Origin of the sequence: Streptomyces sp. CB09001 (genome assembly GCF_003369795.1) — a bacterium.
Classification (GTDB): domain Bacteria; phylum Actinomycetota; class Actinomycetes; order Streptomycetales; family Streptomycetaceae; genus Streptomyces.
The window spans coordinates 129,616-154,628 of record NZ_CP026730.1 but is presented as its reverse complement, the minus strand read 5'-3'; the positions used below and the strand labels follow the sequence as shown (position 1 = coordinate 154,628).

The 25,013-nt window shown below is 70.1% G+C and carries 22 protein-coding genes and 2 pseudogenes; 10 read left to right on the top strand and 14 right to left on the bottom strand.

The genetic code is table 11. The annotated features are described in order from the left end of the window. Positions 1-161: 161 nt before the first annotated feature. Together C4J65_RS00775 and C4J65_RS00770 are read left to right on the top strand one after the other, a co-directional pair. Positions 162-1,919: a GAF domain-containing protein gene (locus C4J65_RS00775; RefSeq protein ID WP_115746233.1), complete on the top strand. Its 1,758-nt coding sequence runs from the start codon at positions 162-164 to the stop codon at positions 1,917-1,919. A 282-nt stretch (positions 1,920-2,201) separates the two neighbouring features. Beyond that, positions 2,202-2,828 carry a CBS domain-containing protein gene (locus C4J65_RS00770; protein ID WP_162832959.1) on the top strand — a complete coding sequence of 209 codons (627 nt, stop codon included), beginning with the start codon at positions 2,202-2,204 and terminating at the stop codon, positions 2,826-2,828. A 41-nt stretch (positions 2,829-2,869) separates the two neighbouring features. Here the strand turns inward: C4J65_RS00770 and C4J65_RS00765 are convergent, their stop codons facing one another. The 5 genes from C4J65_RS00765 to C4J65_RS00745 form a co-directional block, all read right to left on the bottom strand. Beyond that, positions 2,870-3,760: a universal stress protein gene (locus C4J65_RS00765; RefSeq protein ID WP_115740584.1), complete on the bottom strand. Its 891-nt coding sequence runs from the start codon at positions 3,758-3,760 to the stop codon at positions 2,870-2,872. Positions 3,761-3,797: 37 nt separating this feature from the next. Continuing rightward, the gene (locus C4J65_RS00760) at positions 3,798-4,682 is read right to left on the bottom strand and encodes a universal stress protein (protein WP_115746232.1); all 885 of its coding nucleotides are present in this window, start codon (positions 4,680-4,682) and stop codon (positions 3,798-3,800) included. 50 nt (positions 4,683-4,732) lie between these two features. Further along, complete coding sequence (locus C4J65_RS00755; protein ID WP_115740583.1) at positions 4,733-5,602, bottom strand: universal stress protein; 870 nt, start codon at positions 5,600-5,602, stop codon at positions 4,733-4,735. A gap of 90 nt (positions 5,603-5,692) precedes the next feature. After that, entirely contained in the window at positions 5,693-6,274 is a 582-nt protein-coding gene (locus C4J65_RS00750; RefSeq protein WP_115740582.1) for a hypothetical protein, read from the bottom strand. A gap of 210 nt (positions 6,275-6,484) precedes the next feature. Continuing rightward, positions 6,485-7,153: a CBS domain-containing protein gene (locus tag C4J65_RS00745; protein WP_115740581.1), complete on the bottom strand. Its 669-nt coding sequence runs from the start codon at positions 7,151-7,153 to the stop codon at positions 6,485-6,487. Between the two features lie 224 nt (positions 7,154-7,377). Between C4J65_RS00745 and C4J65_RS00740 the strand changes: the two genes are divergently transcribed. Continuing rightward, complete coding sequence (locus C4J65_RS00740; RefSeq protein ID WP_115740580.1) at positions 7,378-8,286, top strand: pyridoxamine 5'-phosphate oxidase family protein; 909 nt, start codon at positions 7,378-7,380, stop codon at positions 8,284-8,286. A gap of 127 nt (positions 8,287-8,413) precedes the next feature. Continuing rightward, on the top strand, positions 8,414-9,070 hold the full coding sequence (locus tag C4J65_RS00735; RefSeq protein WP_240330356.1) for an OsmC family protein: 657 nt from the start codon (positions 8,414-8,416) through the stop codon (positions 9,068-9,070). 162 nt (positions 9,071-9,232) lie between these two features. Here the strand turns inward: C4J65_RS00735 and C4J65_RS00730 are convergent, their stop codons facing one another. Both C4J65_RS00730 and C4J65_RS00725 read right to left on the bottom strand, forming a co-directional pair. Next, on the bottom strand, positions 9,233-9,691 hold the full coding sequence (locus C4J65_RS00730; protein ID WP_115746231.1) for a universal stress protein: 459 nt from the start codon (positions 9,689-9,691) through the stop codon (positions 9,233-9,235). A 114-nt stretch (positions 9,692-9,805) separates the two neighbouring features. Then, positions 9,806-11,125 carry a nicotinate phosphoribosyltransferase gene (locus tag C4J65_RS00725; protein ID WP_115740579.1) on the bottom strand — a complete coding sequence of 440 codons (1,320 nt, stop codon included), beginning with the start codon at positions 11,123-11,125 and terminating at the stop codon, positions 9,806-9,808. Between the two features lie 177 nt (positions 11,126-11,302). Here C4J65_RS00725 and C4J65_RS00720 point away from each other — a divergent pair, with 177 nt between their 5' ends. Together C4J65_RS00720 and C4J65_RS00715 are read left to right on the top strand one after the other, a co-directional pair. After that, positions 11,303-12,043, top strand: coding sequence for a CBS domain-containing protein (locus C4J65_RS00720; protein WP_205350939.1), 741 nt, complete (start codon positions 11,303-11,305; stop codon positions 12,041-12,043). A 20-nt stretch (positions 12,044-12,063) separates the two neighbouring features. Then, positions 12,064-12,477, top strand: coding sequence for an Hsp20/alpha crystallin family protein (locus tag C4J65_RS00715; RefSeq protein WP_115740578.1), 414 nt, complete (start codon positions 12,064-12,066; stop codon positions 12,475-12,477). 416 nt (positions 12,478-12,893) lie between these two features. Here C4J65_RS00715 and C4J65_RS00705 read toward each other — a convergent pair whose 3' ends face one another. After that, the gene (locus C4J65_RS00705; RefSeq protein WP_162832958.1) at positions 12,894-13,556 is read right to left on the bottom strand and encodes a CBS domain-containing protein; all 663 of its coding nucleotides are present in this window, start codon (positions 13,554-13,556) and stop codon (positions 12,894-12,896) included. 29 nt (positions 13,557-13,585) lie between these two features. Then, the gene (locus C4J65_RS00700; protein WP_162832957.1) at positions 13,586-14,044 is read right to left on the bottom strand and encodes a cyclic nucleotide-binding domain-containing protein; all 459 of its coding nucleotides are present in this window, start codon (positions 14,042-14,044) and stop codon (positions 13,586-13,588) included. Between the two features lie 628 nt (positions 14,045-14,672). On the opposite strand from C4J65_RS00700, the gene C4J65_RS00695 reads away from it, so the two are divergent. Then, entirely contained in the window at positions 14,673-15,557 is an 885-nt protein-coding gene (locus tag C4J65_RS00695) for a universal stress protein (protein WP_115740575.1), read from the top strand. A gap of 49 nt (positions 15,558-15,606) precedes the next feature. On the opposite strand, the gene ppk2 is transcribed toward C4J65_RS00695, so the two are convergent. Together ppk2 and C4J65_RS00685 are read right to left on the bottom strand one after the other, a co-directional pair. Further along, positions 15,607-16,410: a polyphosphate kinase 2 gene (gene ppk2 / locus C4J65_RS00690; protein WP_115740574.1), complete on the bottom strand. Its 804-nt coding sequence runs from the start codon at positions 16,408-16,410 to the stop codon at positions 15,607-15,609. A 187-nt stretch (positions 16,411-16,597) separates the two neighbouring features. Further along, positions 16,598-17,488, bottom strand: coding sequence for a hypothetical protein (locus tag C4J65_RS00685; protein ID WP_162832956.1), 891 nt, complete (start codon positions 17,486-17,488; stop codon positions 16,598-16,600). Positions 17,489-17,783: 295 nt separating this feature from the next. Here C4J65_RS00685 and C4J65_RS00680 point away from each other — a divergent pair, with 295 nt between their 5' ends. Then, positions 17,784-18,182 (top strand): DUF302 domain-containing protein, encoded by a 399-nt coding sequence (locus tag C4J65_RS00680; protein WP_115740572.1) that lies wholly within the window; start codon positions 17,784-17,786, stop codon positions 18,180-18,182. Between the two features lie 264 nt (positions 18,183-18,446). Then, positions 18,447-18,663, top strand: a pseudogene (locus tag C4J65_RS00675) (dsRBD fold-containing protein); the annotation flags it as partial. Positions 18,664-18,730: 67 nt separating this feature from the next. Here C4J65_RS00675 and C4J65_RS00670 read toward each other — a convergent pair. The 3 genes and pseudogenes from C4J65_RS00670 to C4J65_RS00660 all read right to left on the bottom strand — a co-directional run bounded on the left by C4J65_RS00670 (position 18,731) and on the right by C4J65_RS00660 (position 23,881). Continuing rightward, positions 18,731-21,060: pseudogene (locus C4J65_RS00670) on the bottom strand (heavy metal translocating P-type ATPase). Positions 21,061-21,178: 118 nt separating this feature from the next. Then, the gene (locus C4J65_RS00665) at positions 21,179-22,672 is read right to left on the bottom strand and encodes a bifunctional aminoglycoside phosphotransferase/ATP-binding protein (RefSeq protein WP_240330355.1); all 1,494 of its coding nucleotides are present in this window, start codon (positions 22,670-22,672) and stop codon (positions 21,179-21,181) included. Between the two features lie 216 nt (positions 22,673-22,888). Next, the gene (locus C4J65_RS00660) at positions 22,889-23,881 is read right to left on the bottom strand and encodes a nitroreductase (RefSeq protein ID WP_115740570.1); all 993 of its coding nucleotides are present in this window, start codon (positions 23,879-23,881) and stop codon (positions 22,889-22,891) included. 354 nt (positions 23,882-24,235) lie between these two features. On the opposite strand from C4J65_RS00660, the gene C4J65_RS00650 reads away from it, so the two are divergent. After that, a complete protein-coding gene (locus C4J65_RS00650; protein ID WP_205350938.1) occupies positions 24,236-24,952 on the top strand; it encodes a pyridoxamine 5'-phosphate oxidase family protein in 717 nt (238 codons plus the stop codon). Positions 24,953-25,013 lie beyond the last annotated feature (61 nt).

Below are 25,013 nucleotides of genomic sequence, written 5' to 3'. Positions count from 1 at the left end.
ATGGTCAAATGCCCGCGAACCCGTGTACTGCTGGAAGGCGTACGCCACACGCGTCTGCTTCCGGCTCCGTGCTTCGTCGGCGTTGCTCTCCCAACGTGAGCCGTTACTGTGGCAAGAGAGTGTCTGGCCGGTCGAGAGCCCGAGGGCACGGAGGCATGGCAGTGGGAAGCTCCGAAGAGGCCCGGGACGCGTCTGTGCAGCTGCCGCAGCTGAGACTCGACGAGCTGTTGGGGGAACTGCAGGCCCGTCTGGACGCGGCCCGTGGAACGCGGGACCGCGTGCACAGCCTCCTGGAAGCCGTGCTTCTTGTAGGGCGTGATCTGCAATTGGAACAAGCCCTCCGGACGATCGTCGAAGCTGCGGCGACTCTCGTTGACGCGGAATATGCGGCACTTGGCGTGATCGGCCCGGACGGCCGGAGCCTGTCCGCCTTCTACACGGTGGGTGTCGACGACGAGCAGATCGCGCGCATCGGTCATTTCCCTGAAGGACACGGGATCCTCGGTGAGCTGATTCGAAACCCGGAGCCGCTGCGGCTCCCGAAGCTCTCCCAGCATCCGGCTTCGTACGGCTTCCCGGCGAACCATCCCCCGATGAACAGCTTCCTCGGAGTGCCGATCCGCGTACGCGACCATGTCTTCGGCAACCTGTATCTCACCGAGAAGCGTGGTGGTCTGCAGTTCGACGAGGACGACGAGTCAGTGTTGTCGACGCTGGCGGTTGCTGCCGGTGTGGCCATCGACAACGCGCGGCTCTACGAGGAGTCCCGGTTGCGTGAGCGCTGGCTCCAGGCGAACGCGGAGATCGCCGAGTCGCTCATGTCGGGTGCTGAGCAGAGCGACGTTCTGGAGCTGATCGCGCAACGGAGTCGAGAGATCACCGCCGCGGCGCTGGGGGTGGTGGCCATCCCGGTCCGCGGCACCGACTCATTGGCGGTGGAACTCGCCATCGGGAAGGAGGCCGAGGTGCTGCGCGGGATGGTCCTGCCCGTTCAGGGGACGCTTGTCGGCGAAGCTTTCGTGCAAGGTGTGCCGGTGAGCAGCCCGGACGTGTCCCGGGACCAGCGGATCTCGGCCGGCCCTCGGCGGTTCGAGGGGCTGGGCCCGGCGGTGACCGTGCCCATCGGGTCGAGCGAAGGCGTGCGTGGCGTGGTGCTCCTGGCGCGCGAGGGCGGCGGTGTTTCCTTCAGTGATCGTGAGACCGAGTCCTTGCAGGTCTTCGCTGCTCAGGCGGCCGTGGCGATGGAGTTGGCCGATCGTCGCCGTGACGCGGAACAGATCGCTGTGCTGGAGGACAGAGACCGGATCGCCCGTGACCTGCACGATCTCGCGATCCAGCGTTTGTTCGCCACCGCTATGACGCTGCAGAGTGCCGGGAAGCTGATCGACCACGACAAGGCCCGGCAGCGTGTGCTGCGGGCAGTGAACGATCTCGACGAGACGATCAAGATCATCAGATCGACGATCTTCGGCCTGCGTTCCCGGGACGACGAAGCGACCCCCGGTCTCCGTACCCGGACCGTGGGAGCGGTGGGAGATGCGGTGGCCGTTCTCGGCTTCGCTCCCAGCGTTCGCATGGCGGGCCTGCTGGATACGCACGTGGCCGGGGAGATCGCGGACCACATTCTGGCCGTCCTGTCAGAGGCGCTCGCCAACGTCGCCGGGCACGCGCGTGCCGACCATGTCGACGTCCTTCTGGAGACGGACGGCAAGAAGGTGCGGCTCACGGTAAGTGACAACGGTGTGGGTTTCGCTCCTGGGGGTCGCCGCAGCGGTCTGCGGAACATGGAGGAGCGGGCGCGGACATGCGGGGGAGAGCTCGAACTGGAGGCTCGGGAAGGCGACGGCACACGCCTCGTCTGGTGGGCACCGGTGGATACCGCGGAGGGACAGGGGAGAGAGGAAGCAACGCCGGCGTAGCCGGGCCGATCGGCGCGAGGACGGGGCCGGGCGACCCTGGGCTCGGCCCGGTGCCCGAGAGACGGTGGAGTGGGAGACGTGAACCGGAGTGTGGGAGGTTGCCATGAGCGACCAAGCGCAACGGACGTTGCAACACCGGCAAGAACATATGGTGCGCTATCTGCAGGCCATGGCATCCCACTCGGCTGAGGCCGCCCGAGGAGAGCCTCTCCCATGGAGGGGCAGCGGGGCGGAGACGCACGTTGGCGGGCGGCGCGGCCGCGGGTGGTCGCGGACCTCCGGGTGTCCGACATCATGCGGCGCTCGGGCGCCGTGCCGACCGTTACCGCCGGGACCCCGCTTCTGGACGTCGCTCGCGCGATGGCACGCAGGCATGCGGAGGCCATGCCCGTGACGGACGACGACCGGCGCGTCATCGGTGTGGTGGCGGAATCCGATCTGCTGGCCCGTGCCGCGACGCTCGCCGGGCCGAAGGGCGGCACCGGGCCCGTCCGGTTGTTCCCGAAAGCGAAGGTGCCGGTCGCGAAGGAGACAGCGGCCGCGCTGATGACTGCACCGGTGGTCACGGTCCGGCCATGGACGGCCGTGATCGAAGCAGCACGGACGGCAGCGCGGGCAAGGGTCCGGCAGATCTACGTCACCGATCACCACGACCGGCTCGTGGGAGTGGTCACCCGGAACGAACTGCTGCATGCCCTGGTGCGCGACGACAGCGCCATCCACGACGAGATCGCGGACCGCGTCCTGCGTGAACTCGACATCCCGAGTTCTCAGGTGAGGGTGCGGGTACGCAACGGTGTCGTCACGCTCACGGGCGCACTCAACGCGGCGCGTATCGCTGCTCTGACCGATGCCGTGAAGCGCATCGCCGACGTCAGCGAGGTGGACGATCTACTGACCGAGATCTGACGGCGGCCCGGACTCCGGCGAACAGAGTCCGGGCCCCCGGCTCACGGCACTGGAGGACCGGCGTGGCGGGCGACGACGACGGGGCACTGCGCATGGTGCAGGAGAGCCTGGCTGACGGAACCGAGCAGCAGGCCGGCGAACCCGCCCCTGCCACGAGCACCCACCACAAGAAGTTGGGCGTCGGCGCTGGCCTCCACGAGCGTTGGGCGCACCCGGCCGACGACGGGCATACGACGCACCGTGACATGGGCGTACTCGTCCGCGGGGGCTGCCAGCACTGAATCGAGCACGTGCTCGGCGTGGACTCGCTCACGCCTCGCGTCTCGCGTCACGAAGGGCGGGTCGGCGGGTCCGTCGTACGCGTCGACGCTTCCTGACCCGCTCACGTGTACAGCGAGCAACTCCGCGCCGCGCGTGGAGGCCTCGGAAAAGGCGAAGCGCACGGCCTCCCGACATGCGGGTGCGTCGTCCACTCCCAGCAGCACGGGGCCGTTGGGGTCGCCCCGCCCGCGGACGACCAGCACCGGACAGCGGGCGTGGGCCGCCAGATGCCCTGCGGTGGAGCCGAGCAGCAGGCTGGTGAAGGCGTTCAGGCCGCGACTGCCGACCACCACGACGGAAGCCGTGCGAGACGCGATCTCCAGCACCATCAGCGGCTCGCCCACGGTGACGTGGCGGGTGGTCTCCACACGCGGAGCCACTTCGCGCGCCAGCCGTTCCGCATCGGCCAGTGTGCCGTCGGCCAGCTCGCGCACGTCCCGGGTGTCCGGATTCCAGGGCGGGCCGCCTGGCGGCACGTGCGGCATCGGCCATCCGAAGGCATGCACCAGCCGCAGTCCGGCACCACGCAGTTCCGCCTCCCGGGCCGCTGTCCTCACCGCTCTCGAACTCGACGGGGAGCCGTCCACTCCCACCACCACGGTTTGCGTCATGACCGAGCACCTTCCCTGAGCGTGAGCTTCCGGAGGATCACTGGTGTTGCCGGTGGGGGACGAGGAACACCGGGCAGTACGCATGATGCAGAATGCCCTGACTGACGGAGCCCAGCAGCATGCCGCGGAAGCCGCCGCGCCCTCGGGTGCCCACGACCAGACCGAGGGCATCCGCAGCGGCTCTGCTCAGTTCCTGGACCGGGTGCCCCTCGACCACCTCGTGGTGCAGTTCCACGCTCGGACGGGCCGCGGTACGCCCCGCCGTCGTCTCGGCCAGCACCCGCCGGCACTCCTGCAGTGCGGCGCGTTCGTCCAAGGCACCGAGCAGAGGGGTGTGCCAGACATACAGGGCGCGCAGGTTCGCGCCGCGCAGTTCGGCCTCCTCGAACGCGAAGTCCACGGCCGCCGCCGAGTTCGGGCTGCCGTCCACGCCGACGACCAGATGGGGCGGCTGTCGGGTCGTGTGCTCGTCCTCGCGCAGAACGACGACCGGGCATGCCGACCGCGCGCTCAGCGGCAGCGCCACAGCGGCGGAGGAGAACAGCTCACGTGCGGCTCCCAGGTGCCGTGAGCCGACCACCACCAGCGCCGCATGACGCGACTGTTCGGCCAGAACCCACGCGGGATGTCCCTCGGCCAGCAGCGCGGACGCCGCGACGCCGGGGCAGCGCTTCTCGACGAAAGCCAGCGCGTCCTCGAGCACGGCGTTTCCTTTGGCGTGCGGTTCGTCGCGCCACTGTTGCCATGAGGGGAGACTGGGATCCTGCCTGCTCCCCGGAAGCGGTTCACCCTGGGCGTGTACGAGGGCCAGTGGCCGCCGTCGACGCCGGGCCTCGTCGGCGGCCCAGGCAAGAGCCGCGCGCCTCTCGGTATCGGCATCGACGCCGACCACGATGGGGGACGACTTCATCTCGGTGCGCATGGTCTGCGCCTCCACTCCAGAGGTCTTGGGCGGCCCTGCCGCCGTCGTCGTCAGGCCCGTACGACCGCGACCGGGCTGTGCGCGTGGTGGAGGACCGCCTGGCTGACCGAGCCCAGCAACAGGCCGGTGAAGCCTCCGCGGCCCCGGGAACCGACCACCGTCAGCCGCGCCGTGCGGCTCGCCTCGATCAATGCCGGCCGTGCCGGTCCGTGGACGGTGCTGCGTTCCACTCTCACGTCGGGATACCGGGTGCGCATGCCGGCAAGCGTCTCGGCCAGCAGTCGCTCCTCCTCCGCCGCGAGCATGCCGGGTCCGTAGGCGTAGGGCTCGGTCTCGTCCGTGGGAGGCGGCATCGGCGCGTTCCAGGCCGTCCACGCGTGCACGGCGGTGATGCCCGTGCCCTGCTGGGAAGCCTCCTGGAAGGCGAACCGGACGGCTGCCGCTCCGGCTGCCGATCCGTCGACGCCCAGCACCACGGGACCCGCCGGTCGTGCCGGCTCGCGTACGACCACGACGGGGCACTCGGCGTGGGCGGCGAGCCCGGTCGCGACGGAGCCGAGAAGTGTTCCTGGGAAGGCGTTGAGACCCCTGTGCCCCACGACGGCCATCGCGGCGGACCGAGCCCGCGCCAAGAGCACCGGAAGCGGTTCGCCCGGAATGACCAGGCCCGAAACGTCGGCGTCCGGCGCCTCGGCGCGAGCCCGCAGGAGCGCTTCCTCCACCACGGCATCCGCCGTCACCCGGAAACGTTCTCGGACCGACCTGGGCAGGGCGGCATCCAGCGGCAGATGTGCCGGCCGGGCCAGCGCGTGCACGACCTGAAGCGGTACGTTGCGGACTTCCGCCTCACGTGCGGCCCAGCCGACGGCTTCGAGACCCGGCGCGGAACCGTCGGCGCCCACGACCATGAAGCCGTTCATCCGTCCTCCTTCTGTCCCCCGAAGGGCTTCTCACTGCCCCGGGAACCGCTGGAAACAGTGCCGGGAGGGACCGCAACGAGGCGCCCGGACTCAGTTGGACGCTCGTCCCCACTGGCTACCGACGTCCTCCCATTCGTGCGCCCACGCGGCGCGGCGACGCCGGTTGAGGACGACTCGCGCGCCGTAGTAGCCGGCGGCTGCCGCCGCCACGACGGCGAAGGAGGACGCGGCACCCATGAACGCCGCGTCCACCCCTGCCTGGGTGGCGGATGGCGGCGCCGTCGTCAGCTGGTTCTGGGAGTCCGTCCAGACCGTCACTCGCGAGCCGGCCTTCATCCCTTCGTCGACGGGGATCCTGCCCGAGTGCCGCGTGCCGTCAGGTGCCGTCCACCGCACGGACGCGTCGACCCGGCCTCCGGTCGTCCCCGTGGCCAGGGGATTGCTGGATGCGTCCGACACGAGTGTGGCGGTTGCGGGGTGCCGCTCCACACGCCGTTCTGCGGCACTGTGTGCCGCGGCGTGGGATGCCAACACCCCGGCCACGGGGCCGGCGACGGCGATGACGAACCAGACGACCAGGAGGATCCAGGCCTCGAGCACGTCCTCGCGGCGGCGCAGCGGATTGCGGCGCCAACGCCACAGGGACCGCCGAATGGTTGTGCCTCCGCGCATTGTGACCACCTCCGGCTGTCCCCTTCAGCCTCACGCCGCGGCGATTCGCGGTCCAGGGGCCGTTCGGGCACCCACTCGGGACCCGAGGGGGTCGAACGGCCCCGAACCTCGTCGGGCCGGACTGCCAAAAGGGCGCGGCGGGTGCCGACCTGCCCCGCGTGGACCATCGGATCGCTGTCCCACGGCGTCTCCCTCGGTCGTGGCGGCGGTTCAATCGCGGGTGCCGACAGGGCCTGTGCCGGCTCCTCGGCCGGACACGTGCATGTCGACCGAGACGACGCCGTCGACGCCCAGGCACAGCCGTTCGACGACCGGAACGAGCTGGGCATCGTCCAGGAGAGCCGCGATGGTCACCTGGCCTTCATCCACCTCTACCGTCATGTCGGCCGGTGCCAGGCCCAGCGTTCGAACCAGGACGTCGCGAGATATCTCCTCCCGCTGGGAGTCGTCGCGGCGCAGGAACACCCGAAGGAGGTCGCCACGACTGACGATGCCGACGAGACGCTCTGCCTCGTCGACCACGGGAAGGCGTTTGACTCCCTCAGCGACCATGATCCGCGCGGCCTCCACAACGGTCCACTCCGGTCGTGCGCACACCGCGGGTGTGGTCATCAGCTCCTCGACCGTGACGTTCTCACCGGTGGAGCGGTCCGTCGGCTCGGGGAGCCGGGTCGGGCCGGCGGGGTCGGGGCGCTGAGCGATTCTGCGGACCAGATCCGCCTCCGAGACGACACCGACGGGGCGGCCGATGTCGTCCACTACTGGTACGGCGGTGACATCGTTGTGGGCAAGGGTCGCGACGACCGCTTTGAACGTCGTGTCCGTCCGGACGTGGACAACGGGCCGGGTCATGAGATCACCTATCGTTCGGTGCTGCATGACAGCCTCCTCCGGGCGTCGAGCCGCTGCGGATCACCGATGTCGCGACAGTCCGCACTTCCTCACCTTCAACGTGCTGCTCGGCGCTGTCCCCGGCCTGAGTCCTTCGGGCCGACGACGAGGGCCGTTCGGCACTCCCACCGGGACCGTCGGCCGCATGGTGGGCATGGCGTCTCCGCGCGAGGCTGGAGTGCAGGGACCCCTTCGACGGAGAGGGCACGGTCATGTACGCACACCTCGGCGACCGTCTGATCGTCGAAAGCCCGTCCACCGGCGTCACCCGTCGGGACGGGGAGATCGTCGGACTCCACCACGACGACGGAACTCCGCCGTACGACGTGCGCTGGTCCGACACCGGGGACGTCACTCTGGTGTTCCCCGACCCGGACGCGCGCGTGGACCACGGGGCAGAAGAGACGACGGCTTCGGCAGGAACGAATCCGGACGTACCCCGTGGCGAAGCGGCGGGCTCCGCGCCGGTCGCCGCCCAAGCCGGCGACGTCGGCCGACGCCTGGCCGCGGCGCGCCGAAGCAAGGGCCTGAGCCTGGAGCAGGTGGCCCAGCGGGCCCGGATGGCACCGCAGTACCTGGCCTACCTGGAGACGCACACCGCTGACCCGGGATTCGGCAGCCTCGTGCGACTGGCTGACGCCCTCGGCACGACATACGTCGAACTGCAGGGAGGCGGCGCCGACCGCCCGCCGGGCCAGGGAGTGGCACTTCGCAACCCCGTGCTGCGTGACCTCGACGAGGAGGAGTGCCGCGCCCTCCTCTCCGCACACGGAGTGGGCCGCCTCGCGCTGAACACGCCGGACGGCCCGGCGGTCTTCCCCCTCAACTACGTGGTGTCGGAGGGAACCATCGCGTTCCGCACTGCCCCCGAAGCGGCCACTGCCGCAGCCGCGGACAGTGAGGTCGCCTTCGAGGTCGACCACATCGACGACCCCATGAGCCAGGGATGGAGCGTCCTCGTGGTCGGCCGGTGCCGGACCGTGACGGATCCGGAGAAGGCGCGTTGGCTGACCGAAAGAGCGCCTACCGAGCCGTGGGCCGGCGGAGGACGCACCATGTGGCTTGCCGTGCAGATGGAACGCCTGACAGGGCGCCGCATCACTTCCGTCCCAGCCCCGTGAGGGGTGTGCGCTCACACGGCGCGCGAGGAGGGGCCGTCCGGCCCCGTAAGCACGTGCCACGACGGCGACGGACCGGACCAGGACCGGTCGACGCGGTGAGGTCGGCCGAAACTCGACGGGAGACGAGATGAAACTGCACACACGCTGTGGCCGTACGCTCAATGTCACCCGGTTCACTCCCGAGGGGCTGCCCACGCGGATGAGCCGCGTCGTCCTGGACACGTCCTTCGCCTCCTACGACGAGGACGAACTGTGGACGTCGCTCACGGCGGAGGAGGCCAGGCGTCTGGCCGGTCTGCTGCTGCTCCAGGCAGCCGCTGTGGAATCGGGGCCCCGTGCCGTGCCCGGAGTCGTCGAGGCGGTGTCGGTCGCCGGGGACGCCTACGCGATCCGGGTCCGTGGGCATGAGTTGACCGTCGACCAACCGCTCACCGAAGGAGGAACGGACACCGCCCCCACACCCGTGGAGCTGTTCGTGGCAGCGGTGGCCGCGTGCGCCGCGCACTACGCCGGGCGCTTCCTGGACCGGCACGGTGCCGGCCGGGAGGGCTTCTCCGTCCGCGCCGAGTTCCAGATGGCGGACGACCGGCCGCCGCGCGTAGCGACATTGCACCTGACCGTGACGGCTCCCGCGTTGCCGGCAGAGAAGCAGGCCGCCCTGCGCGCGGTTGTGTCCCACTGCACCGTCACGAACACCTTGGCCCAGGCGCCGGAGGTGGTGCTGGCGGTGCGCAGCGCCGTCTCCGGGGAGACGGTCCGGGACACGGAGACGACTCAGCGATGAGTGCCGCCGGGGACGCCGTCTTTGGCCCCGGCGTGGGCGCCCTGCCGTCAACGCCTCCGTGCGTCTCACTCGTCGTACGGGTGCGATGCCCTCTGTTCCATGCAGACGATGGCCCCGCGCGTCGCAAAGCAGCCCAGGGCGGGCGGCCAGCGGGGAGACGGGTCAGTGAACCGGGTCGGCTTCCGATTCCTGGCGAACGACGACGACGGGGCAGGCCGCGTGCTGAGCACAGCGCTGGCTCACCGAACCAAGCATCGCCCGCGCGAAGGCGCCCCTGCCCCGGCGGCCCACCACGAGGAGTTCGGCCCCTTGGGAAGCGCGGATGAGGGTCTCGGACGGGTCGCCCTCCACGAGGACCTCCCGCAAACCCGGCGGCCGTTCCTCGGGGAAGATGGCGTTCAGCTCCGCCGTGAAACGCTCACGCGCCTGCTCCAGGTCGAAATCGGGGTCGATGGCCGGACCGGCGAAACCGACGGCGGACGGTGTGTCCCAGACGTGGATCGCCTCCACGACACCACCGACGGAGCGTGCGTACCGGTCGGCCCAGCGCAGCGCGGCATAGGAGGACGCGGACCCGTCCACTCCCACGACCACCCGTGCTGCCGAATCAGAGGATTGCATGGTCACCTCGCTCATGAGCGTCGTCCGCCACTGTCCACGCTGCCCGTTACCACGCCACCGCGCCAGCGGAGAGACGCCCGTCGGACTGCGCGCACCGAGCCCGGGGCGAGGAGACTAGAACGAACCGAGGCGCCTGCGAAGGTCCGCGGTCAGTCCGGACAGCCGTTCGGAGCACACGGCTCGGCTCGGCCGGGGAGCCCGGATACGCAGTGCGTCGGCCGGCAGGGTCGCCAGCTCTGCCGTGAGGCGCGCGCGTCCCTCCGGCAGGGTGTCCGGTGGCCGGAGCCGCCGTCCGTCACGCATGACCGTACGCAGCAGTGGCTCCGCCCCGGCCGGCCCCGGCTCGTCCCACAGGGCGATGACGTCGTCACCCCCCTGACGGCGGAAGACCTGTTTGCGTCCCGGCGACGTCACCTTGGCGGACGACAATTTCATTACCGGGCGCCCGTCGTACTCCACCAGCTTGTAGGCCGAGTCCAGATACGGAGCGTCGGCGGAGGTGCCCACACGGGTGCCGACCGCGTACACATCGATGGGCGCCCCGGAACGGACGAGGCTGTCCACGCCGTACTCGTCCAGGCCACCGCTGGCGACGACACGGACGCCGGGAAGGCCGGCGCGGTCCAGTTCGGCGCGCGCACGACGGGCGAGATCACCGAGGTCACCGCTGTCCAGCCGTACGGCACACCCCGGCCCCCGCCCCAGGTCGCGCAGGACACGAGCCGCGGTACGGACCCCGCGTACCGAGTCGTACGTGTCCACCAGGAACGTCACGGGCCCCGGGTGGGCGCGGGCGAAGGCGCGGAAAGCGGCCTCCTCGTCTGGAAACGCCTCGACGTACGAATGCGCCATCGTCCCGGACGCGGACAGCCCCCAGCGGACCGCCGCCGCCACGTTACTGGTCCCCGCGAAACCCGTGAGCGCCGCCGTGCGCGCGGCCTGCATTCCGGCGGAGGTCCCGTGGGTGCGGCGCAGGGAGAAGTCGACCACCGGACGCCCCGCGGCGGCCAGGACGGACCGCACCGCTTTCGACGCCACGGCCGTCTGATGCGAGACCTGGTTGAGCAGGAAGGTCTCCACGAGCTGAGCCTCCGCGAGCGGCGCGGTGACCTCCAGCAGTGGTTCTCCGGCGAAGACCACACGTCCCTCGGGCACGGCGCGCACCTCGCCGGTGAATGTCATGCCACAGAGCGGGGAGAGGTCGGCGTACGGACGGTGCAGAGCGGAGGCGAAGTCCTCCGCGTCCGCCGAGGTGACGCGGAAGGCGCTGAGGTAGTCGAGCGCCGGTTCGATGCCCGCGCTGACGAGGAATCCACGTTCGGAAGGCAGGTCACGCACGAACAGACTGAACGTCGCGGGCCGGCTCATGTCTTCGAGAAGGTACGACAGGGCCATCGTGACCTCGTACAGGTCCGTGGTCGTCACATCCGACATGTTGCTCACCTGCCCGTAGCCGCTCGTGCCCGGTCAAGAACAAATCTGCACCTGGTAGTGGGGCATGAGGAAGGGCCGGCCGGTCAGTCCTTGTGGCCACTGGGCCCCATGCGTCCGCCGAGCCGGTGACACACTCTGTAGGTGTCGGGACACTCACCACCCGGGTGGGAGGAAGCCATGGACGGCCACGTCTACAGGGTCGAGGACGTCATGACCCGCAGAGTCATCGCCCTGGCCGGTGGAGCGACGTTCAAGGACATCGTCCGGACCATGGAGACACAACGGATCAGTGCACTTCCCGTCATCGATCAGGGAAACCACGTGATTGGTGTCGTCTCCGAGGCCGATGTGCTGCGCAAGGAGGAATTCCGTGACACCGACCACGAGCGCGGTCCCCGGAGCCGGATCCCCGAGGCGCTGGTGAAGGCTCGGGCTGTCACCGCGGAGGACCTGATGAGCACTCCCGCCGTGACCGTCCGCCCGGACGCCCCTGTGGCCCGGGCAGCCCGCGCCATGGCACGTCGCAAGGTCAAGCGTCTCCCCGTCGTCGACCGCGACGGCGTACTGCAGGGCATCGTCAGCCGCGCGGACCTGCTCAGGGTTTTCCTGCGGTCCGACCTCGACATCGCCGAGGAAGTCCGTCGGGAGATCGTCGGCGGCCGGTTCCCGGAAGGGCTCGAATCGGTCCGCGTGGAGGTGCACGAGGGAGTGGTCACACTCACCGGCCGGGTGCCGGACACCTCGTTCGTTCCGCTGGCCGAACGGCTGGTGCGCTCGGTCGAGGGCGTCGTGGACGTGCGGTGCGCGCTGACGGGCCCCAGGCACCGTCCGGCAGGAGAGTCGGAGAACGCAGCTCCTCCGGCAGACCGGCTGGGTCGTTCGGCCCTTCCACGCAGTGCTCGACGGAGCGATCGTTGAATGGTGGAAAGGAGGGTCATATGAGCAGCGTGCTGGAGCGGCTGCCGGGCTGGCCCGACCTGTTCGGCTGGGTCGAGACCGGACTTCCCGGAGCACCCGTCGCCCCCGGTCTGCACGGCATCCGGGTTGAGGAGCATGTAACGGACGACGTGTACGTCCTCAAGGCCGAGCTTCCGGGCATCGACCCCGACAAGGACGTCGAGATCGCCGTCGAGGACGGTCTGCTGACAGTGCGCGCCGAGCGCACGGAGGAGACCAAGGAGAAGCACCGCACCGAATTCCGCTACGGCACCTTCGCCCGTTCCGTCCGGCTTCCGGCCGGAGCACAGGACGACAAGGCGACTGCCGAGTACGAGGACGGTGTACTGACCATCACGGTCCCGGTTCCGACCCCGAAGGCGGGAACCCGGACCATTCCGGTGCGACGCACCTGAGTGAGGCAGGTGCTTGCACAACAGGGTGTGCGGCTCGCGGCGGGCGTGGCCGCACACCCGTACGTGCCGCCGGTCGCGCAACGGCACCGGGCTGGTGTGAAGCGAGGCGGCGTCTCATGGACGACCGCGACGCACGGTGGCGTGGGCGGCGATGGGATGGGGCGGGGACGGGTGAATACTGGTGATGTGTGACGCGAGTGTGAACGCCCGGCAGCGCTTCCCGGGTGCGCCGTAAGGGTGGGCGTTCTCGACCACCACTGCGTGGAACGCGAGGGCATTGTTGTGCCCATGGCGGCCTGTGGCTCCACTGCGGTGCAGGCCGGTGACGTGTTCGTCCTGGTCACCCCAGGCGGTGGCGGCTACGGAACCGCGGTCGATGCATTCGCGACGGAGTAGGTGGGCAGTCAGTGAGTCCGTCACCGTTCGTCAAGCGTGTCGGCGTCCGCCGGATTCCACCGGACGTCGACGACACCTTCCACGGCGCGCACCAAGCGGGCGGCGACGGGAACCAGCGAGGTGTCCTCGACCCGCCCCCTGAGGGTGACGACACCGTCCGACACCTCCACCCGGACGTTGTCCGCCAGTGAGCGGAAGAGCGGGGCGACGACGTCCTGGCCGACCTCGTCGGCGATGTCGTCGTCCGTGCGAAGGAAGACCTTCAACAGGTCGGCCCGGCTGACGATGCCTTCGAGGAGTCCCTCGGCGTTGACGACGGGCAACCGCTTGACCTTGCGCTGCGCCATGATGCGCGCGGCCTGGGCGAGGGTGGCGTCGGGATGGACGGTGACGGCCGGGGCCGTCATCACGTCCGCCGCGGTCAGGCCACCGGCCTTGGCCAGATCGGTCAGGCGCCGCATCTGAGTGAACCGATCCGGGTCACTGTCCCGGAACTCCTCCTTGGGCAGCAGGTCGGCCTCGGACACGAGACCGACCACCCGTCCCTCGCCCTCGAGTACGGGCAGAGCGCTGACCTTCCATTGGTCCATGAGCGCGATGACGTCCTTGAACGGGGCCTGTGGACCCACGGCGACAGCCGTGTGCGTCATCACGTCACTTACGGTGTGAGGGCTGTTGAGCATGGCTTCCTCCTCGCCCCGAGGAGCTGTACTCACGGCAGGATTCCGCTGCCATGAGGCGCGTACAGGTCCAGCAGACGGATGCGCGTCCTCTGCAGGCGGTCGGCCACCACCTGTCCGACCCAGGACGCGATCGCCCGGCCGAACTCCGGGTGCTCGGCGCCCATGGCCAGGACGGTCTCCGCATCGAATTCCCAGGCCCGTACCGGGCTGAGTGCCTCGGCGCCCAGGTGCCACTGGTACGGGGGGAAGTGCCAGGACCAGCCGAGCAGTTCTCCGTGGCCCAGCGACTCGATGTCGGCGTTGCGTCGGCCCGGGAGACGGATGTCAAGAACGACGGTTCCCGTGCGGATGATCCAGAAGCGATCGGCGTGTCGCCCCTCTTCGAACAGCCGCGCACCCGACGGGAACGAGACCTGGCGTGCGAGCCGCAGCAGACGTTCGCGGTGCTCTGCCGGCATGGCTATGGGGAGCGTAGTCGTGGAGGTCATTGTTCTGTCTCCTTCCACTTCCTGCGGTCCGTCGGGGCGAGCAAGTGTCTTGGGCGGCGGCCGGGTGCGACCGCCTCCCTGGTACCAGTCTGCAACGGGTGAGCCCCCGGGCACCATGGGCCTCCCGGGCACTGACGAGGGACCGTCGGCCCCGGACGGGAGCGCCGCCGCACGCGCCGTACGACCTCAGGGCGCCGGACGCGTTGCGCTACGGAATCAGGGGAAGCGCACACGGTGCGTGAGCCGCAGTCCGCCAGGGCCACAACAACGCACCAGGGAGTGAGCGGTCATGTGATCGCCCGGACAGCGCCTAATAGGGCATGGGACGTCCCGACGGTGTGCGCAGGTCGGGAAGATCCGGCCGCCGTGGAGGGCGCGGTCGCCTTGTCACCTGGATCCGTTCCATGACGATCGCCTCGTCTCGCGATACCCCCTCTGTTCATGTTCACCCCTCGCCACTGCGCAGGCCATGGGGACACCGGCCCTCGGGACGAGGCCGAGACGGCCTGGGCGGGTGGGGTCGAAGGTCCCTTGTACGGGCCCAATCGCCCCTGCCGAACCCGGGCGCCCGATGCCACCGTGAAGGTGGCAGCCCTGCTGCGTGAACCGGCACCAAGAGAGAAGGGTAGTGGGGATGATGGCACTCCCCCTGGTTGTGGGCGTCGACGGGTCGGACGGCAGCCTTCTTGCCATCGACTGGGCGGTGGACGAGGCACAACGCCGAGGGCTCTCGCTGCGTCTGGTGTACGCCTCTCTCTGGGAGCGGTATGAGGGAGCACTGCCGACGGCGGGCCGAGAACGCCCCTCGGAGCAGGTGATGGCTGAGAACATCGTTGGCACCGCTGCAGAGCGTGTCCGGCGATACGATGCCAGCCTCACGGTCGACACCGACACGGTTCCCGCGGAAGCGGTGTCCGCGCTCTTGGCCGAAGGCCGGCACGCCACAGCGGTGGTCACCGGATCACGAGGCCGTGGGGAGCTGAAGGGCGCCCTCCTCGGCTCTGTCAGCCTGGCCGTCGCCTCTCGGGCCGACTGCCCGGTGATCGTCGTCAGGGGTGAGAAGTCGGCGCTGTCCGGCTCCCACGCCCGCGTCCTGCTCGGCGCCGGCGACCCGGACACCAGCGGCGAGGCCGTGCGGTTCGCTTTTCGAGAGGCCGACGTACGGGGCTGCGAGCTGGACGTCGTGCGGGCCTGGCGGTGTCCGGCGTACGAGAACGCCGACGACGGGACGTCACGTGAGGACTCCGAGTACCAGCACCAGCAACGAGCTTCCGCTCTGATCGACACACTGGTGGCCGAAGTCGCGGCAGAGTATCCGAGCGTGAGGCTGCGCAAGCGGACGGTCGAAGGGCCTGCCCGCAAGGTGCTGGTCCATCAGACGGCCGCAGCCGACCTCGTTGTCGTCGGGGCCCGTCACCGGTCGGGCCATTTCGGCCTTCAGCTCGGGCGGGTCACCCATACGCTGCTGCAGCACGCGTCCTGCCCGGTCGTAGTGGTGCCACAGGTCACGTGACGGGGTTCGCTGCACGACGTCGGTGCCGGTGGCCTCGCCCCATCACCTGTCACAAGCGAGCCGCGTGGTCCGGGACGTACGTCTGCAGTCCCCTGGGCGAGCGCGTGTATCCGGTCGGCGGTGGGCGCTCCGGGAGGGTGAGTGAGGGGGGCGGCACGTCGCGGTAGGCGACGGAGTCCAAGAAGTGGGCGATCATGTTGAGCCGGGCCCGACGTTTGTCGTCGCTCTCCACCACGTACCACGGGGACTCGGGAGTGTCCGTGGCCGCCATCATCTCGTCCTTGGCGCGGGAGTAGGCTTCCCACCGGGTGATCGACTCCAGATCCACCGACGAGAGTTTCCAGCGCTTCAGCGGGTCTTCGAGGCGACGCCGGAAGCGGTCCTGCTGCTCCACATCACTCACAGAGAACCAGTACTTCCGCAGCAGGAGCCCGTCCTCGACGAGCATCCTTTCGAAGACGGGGCAGTGTCGCAGAAACCGACGGTGTTCTTCGCCGGTGCAGAACCCCATGACGCGCTCGACCCCGGCCCGGTTGTACCAGCTGCGGTCGAAGAGAACGATCTCGCCGCCCGCGGGCAGGTGCTCCACGTACCGCTGGAAGTACCACTGTGTGCGTTCCCGCTCGGTCGGTCGGGGCAGTGCCACGACACGCGTCACTCGGGGGTTGAGGTGTTCCGTGAGCCGCTTGATGGCGCCGCCCTTACCGGCCGCGTCCCGGCCCTCGAACACCACCGCAACGCGCTTCTTTCCGGTCAGAACCCATTCCTGGAGTTTCACCAGTTCGGTCTGCAAGCGCAGCAACTCCGTCTCGTACGTTCTGCGTGAGATCGTCCGGAGCTCCTTGCCTGCCATGCGACCTCCAGCCCCCGCGTTCCGATGCCCTCCGTGTCAGCACGGTACTGGTCGGTCGCGAGCAGCGCATGCGCACGTCGGTCGGTATCCCCGTACCCGCAGGGCACGCGGTGGGCCGTGCGACCGCGTGGCCGTCGCCGCGCACCGGACAGGTGCTGCCCCGGAGCACGGCCTCCCTGTGGCGGCGCTACCGTCCTGGCAGCAGTTCCGCCACCCGTGCCATGCGCTGCCAGCCACCAGCCAGCAGTCCGCCGAGCACCATCCCCACCACCGGCGCCATTTCCAAGGGAAGGCCCTTCGGCAGGCCGGCGGCCCGGCAGGCCAGCCATGCGGCAAGCGCTCCGCAGAACATCGCGAGGACCACCGCCGTCATGTGCGCCGTTTCCCGGAGCCTCTCGCGAGCGAGGGTGACCGGTTCCACGCCTTCCAGGTCGACCTCGGTCAGTAGCCGACCCACCCGACCCTCGGCGTAACGCTCGCAGACCGTGACCAGCTTTCCCGCCAGATCTCGCAGCGCCTCCCGCGGCTCGGCATCCACGCGGCAAAGGTCGCGGCGGAGCGCGCCCGCCACCAGTTCCGCGTGCTGACGCGCGACAGTCCGCCGTGGCGAGGAGCTCCCCATGGTGCCGCGGGTCCGGTGGGCGCGCAGCACGAGAGGCTCGATCCGGCGATACAGGGCGTCGACCTCCTGAAGGAGGCCGGCACGATCTGCTTCCGGCGCCTCAAGGGCACGAACGCAGGCGATCACCGCGTCGGTGCCTCTGTGTACCAGCCCTTCTCGCCGTCCGGTCCGGTCGAACCACGCGGACGATACGAGCAACAGCAGGTACACGGCCAGAGCGGCGCAGACACCACAGGCGATCGCGACCGCAGGCGGAGCGTCCCGCAACACGAAGTACGTCCCCGCGCCCGACAAGAACGCGCCATAGGTGCCGAGCACGGCGATGAAGAGACTGAGGGGGGTGAACCACCAAGGCTTCGTCTCTCCCGCCCGGACCAGCGCACGGGTGCGGGGCACCTCATCGGGTGTCCGGGAGAGGCAGTCCAGCACCACCCCGTATGCGTCCTGCTTCGACATCGTGCGGGGGAGTCGCCCGTCGGGCTCCTGCTCCGGTCTCCGGTGGTACGTCTCTCCGTCAAGAGTCACAGGCCCCCGCAGCCCCTCCCGCTCGTTCCCGTACGGTTCCTGCGATCCTAGGAGATGCGCCGCAGCGGGAAGTACGGAATCAGACCGCCCGTTGCCCGGCACCGACGGGCTCGGCCGAAGCAGAAGAAGTCGAGTGACGCGCAACCTCGCGGCCTTCCCTCGCGGAGCGCGTGAAGAGTGCGCCCGCCGGGTACCCCGGTAGCCTCAGAAGCGGGGAGGAAGCACCATGCGTTACGGTCGTACCGTCAAGCTGGAAGGCCCGTTCGATCAGGTGCAGCACGACGTCCGTGAGGCCCTGGCCGACCAGGGTTTCGGAGTCCTGACCGAGATCGACGTACAGGCGACTCTCAAGGCCAAGTTGGATGAGGACATGGAGCCCTACCTGATCCTCGGAGCCTGCAATCCGCCTCTGGCGCACCGAGCCCTGGAAGCCGACCGGTCCGTAGGGCTTCTGTTGCCCTGCAACGTCGTGGTCCGTGGCGACGGCGACCGAGTGGTCGTCGAGGCCATCGACCCCGGCACCATGGTCACCCTCACGGGCGTCGACGCCATGACGCCCGTGGCCGAGGAAGCCGGTCGCCGCCTCGACGCGGCACTGAGCTCCCTCACACCTGCCGGGTCCTGACCGCACTCGGGTCGCGTGCATGCCACCGGGGCGGGGGTGTTTCCCGAGGCGGGGGAGGGAACCAAGGTTGATCTTCCTGGCGATATCGACGTCACGGCGAGGCAGAAGAACCGTCCTCACTGCGTGCGGGGAAGAGCCACGAGGAACACACTGGCGGGTGAGCCGCGGGAGCTGGGCCGCCGCCCCCCTCCCACCACCATGAAGCAACGAGCGACGCCTCGCGAGACCTGGTGACGTGAGGCGCGGACAGGGGACGGCAAGGTCGACGACGGAGGTACCAAGGCGCACGTGGTGCTGGAACCGGTACCACGGCGCTCACCGGTCGTGGGACCGCACATCGCCACCGGCCGACGCGAACGTGCCGGAGATCGGCGACGAGCCGGCCGCAGGACGCGGCTTGCGTAACATCGCTCAGCAACTGCTGGACATCGCCGAGCGCGACATCGCGGCCACGCGGGCTGCGCGACCCGTCTCAGGGTGAGTGAGGAGTTACATCGTCGAGGCCGTCGCCGCGTGCGAGCCCGGCATCCACCGGCATGGGGCCCGTGTCACGGGGCCAGGGAGAAGTAGCTCTCCTCCTCCTGGGCGAAGTGCAGGCGCAGCACGGTGTTGAGGCCGTACAGGCAGGAGCGGAGGTCGTCCAGCTGTTCGGAGGCCAGGCCGCCGTTCGCACGGGCGAGCTGCAGGTGGGTGGCGATGCGGCGGGACAGACGTCCGATCTCGGTGTGCGCGCGGCTCATCGTCGCGGTGGACTCCGGGCCACCGAGCACCGGTGCCAGAGCCGGGTAGAGCTGATGCTCCTCGGCGTACTCGTGCGGCAGCAGTCGCTCGGTGATCAGCCGGTGCGCCTCCTCGACGCTCGCGAGTGCCGACGGCTCGGGAACCCCGGAAAGGCGGTCCGCGGCGGCACGCACCGCCTGGAGGACATCCTGCAGGTCGTCGTGCTCGGCGGCGAACCGGTGGACGAGGGCTTCGGTGGCCGGTGCGAGGACCACTTGCTCGGCACGGCCGGCGCGCAGGGCCCGCAGGGCGTTGAGGATGACCGCGACGTCGATGCCCTCTTGCAGCAGGGCGCCGACGGCGGGCTGGATCAGGCCGAGAGCGGCCGCGACCATGGCGGCCAGTGACAGCAGCATGCCTCTGAGGGCGCTCTGCACAGCGATACGGCGCGATCGTTGAGCGATGACAACGGCGTCGGCCAGGCGGTCGACGCGGTCGGTGGTGAGCACGATGTCGGCGGCCTCGGAGGAAGCCGTGGAGCCCCGGGCACCCATGGCGACACCGATGTCCGCAGCGGCCAGGGCGGGTGCGTCGTTGACCCCGTCTCCGACCATCACCGTGACGGCGTGACTGCGTTCGTCGCGCACGGCGGCCACCTTGTCGGCAGGACCGAGTCCGGCGCGGACGCCGGCGAGTCCCAGAACGGCCGCCACCTCTTGAGCCGTGGCCGCCCGGTCGCCCGTGAGCATCACCAGTCGTCCGATGCCGGCGTCCCGGAGCCGACGCACGGCGTGCGGAGCATCGCGGCGCAGGGGGTCACGCAGTAGGACGGCACCGATGAGGCGCTCGTCGACAGCGAGCCATGCCACGGTCGCCCCGTCGAGGAGGGCGCGGTTGTCGACCGCCTTCGCCCAGGCCGGCCGTGCCCGGGCGGCGTCGTCGCGACCGATGAAGACGCGGTGACCCTCGACGACGCCCCGGGCCCCCGGCCCGGCTCCTCCGTCACCTCGGTCGGCTCCGACAGTTCCAGCCTTCGAGTCCGAGCGGTCTCGACGATGGCCTGGGCCAGCACATGGGGCGAGAACTGGTCCAGCGAGGCGGCCGTTCGCAAGACCTCCGTCGGCACGCGACCCGGGGCGGCCACCACGTCCAGGACACAAGGACGGCCCACGGTCAGGGTCCCCGTCTTGTCCAGCAGGAGGGTGCGGGCCCGGCCCAGGTTCTCCAGTGCTCCACCGTCCCGGACGACCACACCGCGGCGGGAGGCACGGGAGAGACCGGAGACGACGGCGACCGGGGCGGCCAGCAGCAGGGGGCAGGGAGTGGCGACCACCAGTACGGCGACCGCGCGCACCGGGGAGCCGCTGACCAGCCACGCCAGTGCCGCCGTGACGAGTGCCAGCGGAAGGAACCAGGCGGCGTACCGGTCCGCCAGCCGCACCACCGGCGCCGATTCCGCGCCGGCCTGCTGGGCGAGCCGCACGATGCCGGCGTAGGTGCTGTCCTGTTCGGTAGCGGTGGCGCGCAGGTCGAACGCGCCGCCGGCGTTGACCGCGCCACTGCGTGCCCCCTCATCCCGGTGCCGCGTGACCTGGAGCGGTTCACCGGTGAGCACCGACTCGTCGAGGACCGCTTCGGCGCTTTCGACGCGGCCGTCGACCGGGACGACCTCACCCGGGCCGACTACCAGTGCGTCCCCGGCAGCGACCTCTCCCAGCGGCACCCTGACCACGCCTTCGTCGGTGCGACGTCGTGCCGAGCGGGGCGCGTGCGCGAGCAGGGCGTGCAGGTCGTGGGAGGCGCGGCGCTGAGCAGCTTCCTCCAGCGTGCGGCCCGTGGCCAGCATGAGCGCGATCAGGGTCCTGGCCAGGTACTCACCGACGGCCAGGGTGCCGCCGAGCGCGAGTACGGCGATCAGGTCCACGCCCGCGTGCCCGCGCCGGAGTGCGACCAGTACCCAGCCCACCGCGGGAACAACGGCGGCCAGGGTGCCCAGCCCCCAGAAGAGGTCTGCCAGGCCGGTGGCGTCGAGAAAGTGGGCGACGGCTCCACCCACCAGAGCCGCGGTCGTGACAGCGAGGAGGCCGTGCTCGAGTCGGGGGGATGCGATGGCCGCCGTTGAGCGGCGCAGTCGCGCGACGAGGAGCAAGCGGTTCATGGGCACCTCGGTCCGTGCGGCGCGGCAACGTCGGTCGCTCCCTCCATGGAAGCGCGGCGTGCCCCCCTGGGCCAGTGACGATCGGCCCCCCACGGGGACGGTCGGGCATCGTCGTACGTCAGCCCGGCTCCATGTAGGGACGTCGGAACACCTTGGCCTGGTCCGAGCCCCAGGGCCGGACAGCTGCCAGAGCCTGGGCGACCGCGGAGCCCAGGGAGCCGCTGGTGTCGACGCCGACCGCCTCGGCCCACGGCTGTTCTTCGGCCGCCATGGCGTCGGCCACGCCGAGGTCGGCATCGGACGAGCCGGAGGTACGGGTGTTCAGGCGGGCAGCTGCCACGTCGCTGGGCACGTGGCAGTGCAGGGCCACGAGGTCGGCGCCGGTGATTTCGGCGGTGCGCCGTGCCGCCTCGCGCTGGGCCGAGTCGATCCACGTGGCGTCCAGAACCACGGATTCGCCCCGAGCCATGAGAGCTGCTGCCCGGTCCAGTAGTTCGGCGTAGGTCCTGGCCGTCCACTCGGGGGTGTACAGCCCCTCGCCGTAGTCGGCCGCGGCGCTCTGCTGCACGGAGAGCCCCGCCAACTCCTTGCGCACACGGTCACTGCTGAGCAGCACCGCTCCGAGACGGTCGGCAAGCGCGCCGGACAGCGTGGACTTCCCGCTGCCGGGAAGTCCGGCGACGAGTGTCAGGCCGACGGCTGAGGCCCTCAGATGGCGCAGCGCGATCAGGACGAGCCGTCGCGCCGCCGCCTGCGCGCCGGGCGCGCCCTGCCGCGCCTGGATCAGGGACACTTTGGCTCGGACGAAGGCACGGTAGGCGACGTAGTGGTGCCACAGGGACGGCGGTGCGGGGTCACCGGAGTATTCGCCGTACTGGGTGAGGAAGAATGCTGCGGATTCGGGTGCACCGAGCAGCTCCAGGTCCATGGCCAGGAACGCGGCGTCGTCGAGACCGTCGACGTACCGGAGACGGTCGTCGAACTCCAGGCAGTCAAGGATCCGCGGCCCGTCGCCGAGGCAGAAGATGTCGTCGGCGAGGAGGTCGCCGTGCCCGTCGAGCACTCGGTCCTGTTCGATACGGAGGTCGAACAGGGGCTTGCGTCCCTCGAGATAGCGGCGGACCAGCCGTTCGACCTCCGCCGTCTCGCCCGGCGTCGGGCCCTCGGCCGCCATGGCGTCTACCTGCGCGAAGCCGGCCTCCCAGCGCGACGCCAGGGCGTCCCGTGTGCCCTGTTCCGCGATGCCGGGGCCCCGGGGTGCGGTGGCGTGCCATGCGGCCAGTTGCCTGGCGACGGCCCGTAGGGCGTCGTCGACGGGTGCTCCCGTCCGTACGAGGTGAGACAGGCGGCGATCATCGGGCATGCGCCGCATCACCACGAGTGGCTCGGCCGCTTGCTCACCCGGGGTACGGAGCTCACCCAGGCCCATGTACACGTCCGGAGAGAACCGCCGGTTGAGTTCGATCTCGCGTTCGCACACGGCGCGACGCGACGACAGGGTGGTGTAGTCCAGGAACCCCAGATCCACCGGCTTCTTGCGCTTGTACACGCGATCTTCCACGAAGAAGACCACCGCAGTGTGCGTCTCGCGGACGTCCGCGCGCTGTGCCACGGCCGGATCCTCGCGGCGCCCCGGCTCAGGCACAGCGACCCTTTCGTACGGCAGGGCCCGCACCGACGGTTGACGTCATCACAGGCAGCCTCCGCTCTGTGTGAACATGCTGCGTTCTCCCTTGAGGGGTACCTCATCGCCCTTCGTGCTGCATCCGGGCGTGGCTGGCCCAGCGCGTCGCCCGTGCCGGCCGGCCCGCGTGGGGGAGAGCGGCCCTCAGCCGATACTCAATACATCCGGTACGGGCCGTCGAGGCGTGGCCGGCCCTTTCGGCCCGTACCCCAGACGAAGCACCATCTGTACGTGGCCGACGCCCGAACCGGGATCCCGAGCCAGGAGGCGGAGCTCCCGGTCCTCCAGCGGATGCGAGGTCAAGGACGTGGACAGACCCGCCAGGGTGCTCTCCAGAAGAACGCGTTCCAGAGCCTGTCCGGCCATCAGCCAGTCCCTGGGGCCGTCACTGCGGGTACCGAGCAGGGCCAGATGGGGAGTGCGCTCGAAGGCCGCGCTCTCCCGGTCGGGCACCGGCCTGCGTCCGGAGAAGTCGCGCACCGGGGCCTTGCCGTCCCTCTTGCGCGGACCGAAGGCGTACGCGGGGACGCCGTCGACAGCGGTGTCCACCTCACCGCCGAGCCTGGTCCAGCGCACCATGTCCTCATTCCCCTCCGCCCGCAGCAGGTCGCGACTCTCGGCATCGTGGACCAGTGCGAGCAGAGTCTCGACGTGCCACAGACCGGGGAAGAGCAAGGTCGCCCCTTCTCGTGCCGCGGTCGCCTGCAACGTGGCCCGGACGTCCTCGGGGATGTCTCTCTCGGAGAACGGGTGACGGCTCGTGCGTCGTTGTCGAATCGCCGGGTGCAGCCGCCACAGATCCCTCTCCTGCGGTGCCTCCGACAGATCGGCCAGCTGGACGGACGCGAGAAGCAGAGAGTCCCGCGGGTCGGGAAGCAAGTGGGTACGGGGTACCAGGGACGCGTGCACCGCGGCGACGCGAAGGTTGAAGAGGGCCGCGCCGCAGCCGATGTGGAGCGCCCGGTTCCCCGGATCGGACCGGGGCATGGCCCGCTCGGGATCGGCGCGCAGCAGTACGAGGCGTTCGGCTGCGAGGAACCGGAAGCGCCACGGTTGCGCGTTGTGCATGGATGGGGCGGTCGTGGCTTCGGCCACCAAGGTGGTCACCGTCTGCCGGTCGAGTTGAACCTGAACCATGGAGCCCTCCCAGTGACCCCACCGGCGGTCCGGCTCCTGGGCCGGATACCCGGGTGCTGAGGTTGTCTTCCGTGGGCCTCCGTTCTGTGATCGCGGCGCTCGCGAGACCCCGTCACGGTCGTCTCGGCGCGACTTTCGTCCACCACCTCCAGTGTCCATCGAGCGCGCCGTTCGCGGGGAGGGCCGTACAGGCCGCCCATCGGTTTCGTTCGGCCCAGACCCGCGGGACCTTCGACTCGAACGAGCCCCGATCCCGGCACGGATCCGGCCGGACGCTGTTCGGTGGGCTTCGCCGCGGTTCGCTGCGCTGGCGGACGGACGGTGCATCTGCTCCTCTGGAGGAAGGCGGAAGGAATGGAGGGGACAGTCGTGCACGCCGATCCAGAACGGTCAGGTGACGGGGCTGAGCCCTCTTCCGAGGCCGGCCGCATGGCCGACCGGATGGCGGTGCGGCTCCGGCAGCTGGGCATGTCTCGCGACGAGCTGGCGCGGCGAGCGGGCATGTCCACGACATACTTGGGGGAAGTCGAGAGCCGGGCCGGCGACTTCGACCCCGGGGCGCTCGCGCGGCTCGCGGTCGTGCTGGAGATGCCCTACGAGGAGCTGACGGCCGGGCGGACGGACGCGCCGCCTGGAAGGGGAGGTCCGGCCCAGCGTCCCGTCCTGGTGCGGCTGTCCGAGCAGGAGTGCTGGCAGCGGCTGGGAACGCACGGCATCGGCCGCATCTCCTTCACGGTCGACCCGGGCAGGGAGGCTCCGGTGGTGGTGCCGGTCAACTTCCTCGTGGAAGGGCGGAGCGTCGTCTACCGGACGGACTCAGCCGGCGCGGCGGGCGTCCGTGTCGGAGAGGCGATCGCGTTCGAGGCCGACCACGTCGACGAGCAGACCGGCCTGGGCTGGAGCGTCCTGCTGGCGGGCACCGCCGAGCACCCGGCCGATCGCGAGGCGCTGGAGGTCTTGGAACGAAGGCTCGGTACCGGCCCCTGGGCCGGGGGGAAGCGCGACTTGTGGGTCCGAGTCCTGCCGCACCGGGTCAGCGGCCGCGTCATCCAGCCACTGCGGGAGACGTAGGCGTCGCGCCTCTTCGCCGACCCCCGCCACTGGCCCATCGTGTCCGACGCGGATCTCCGGG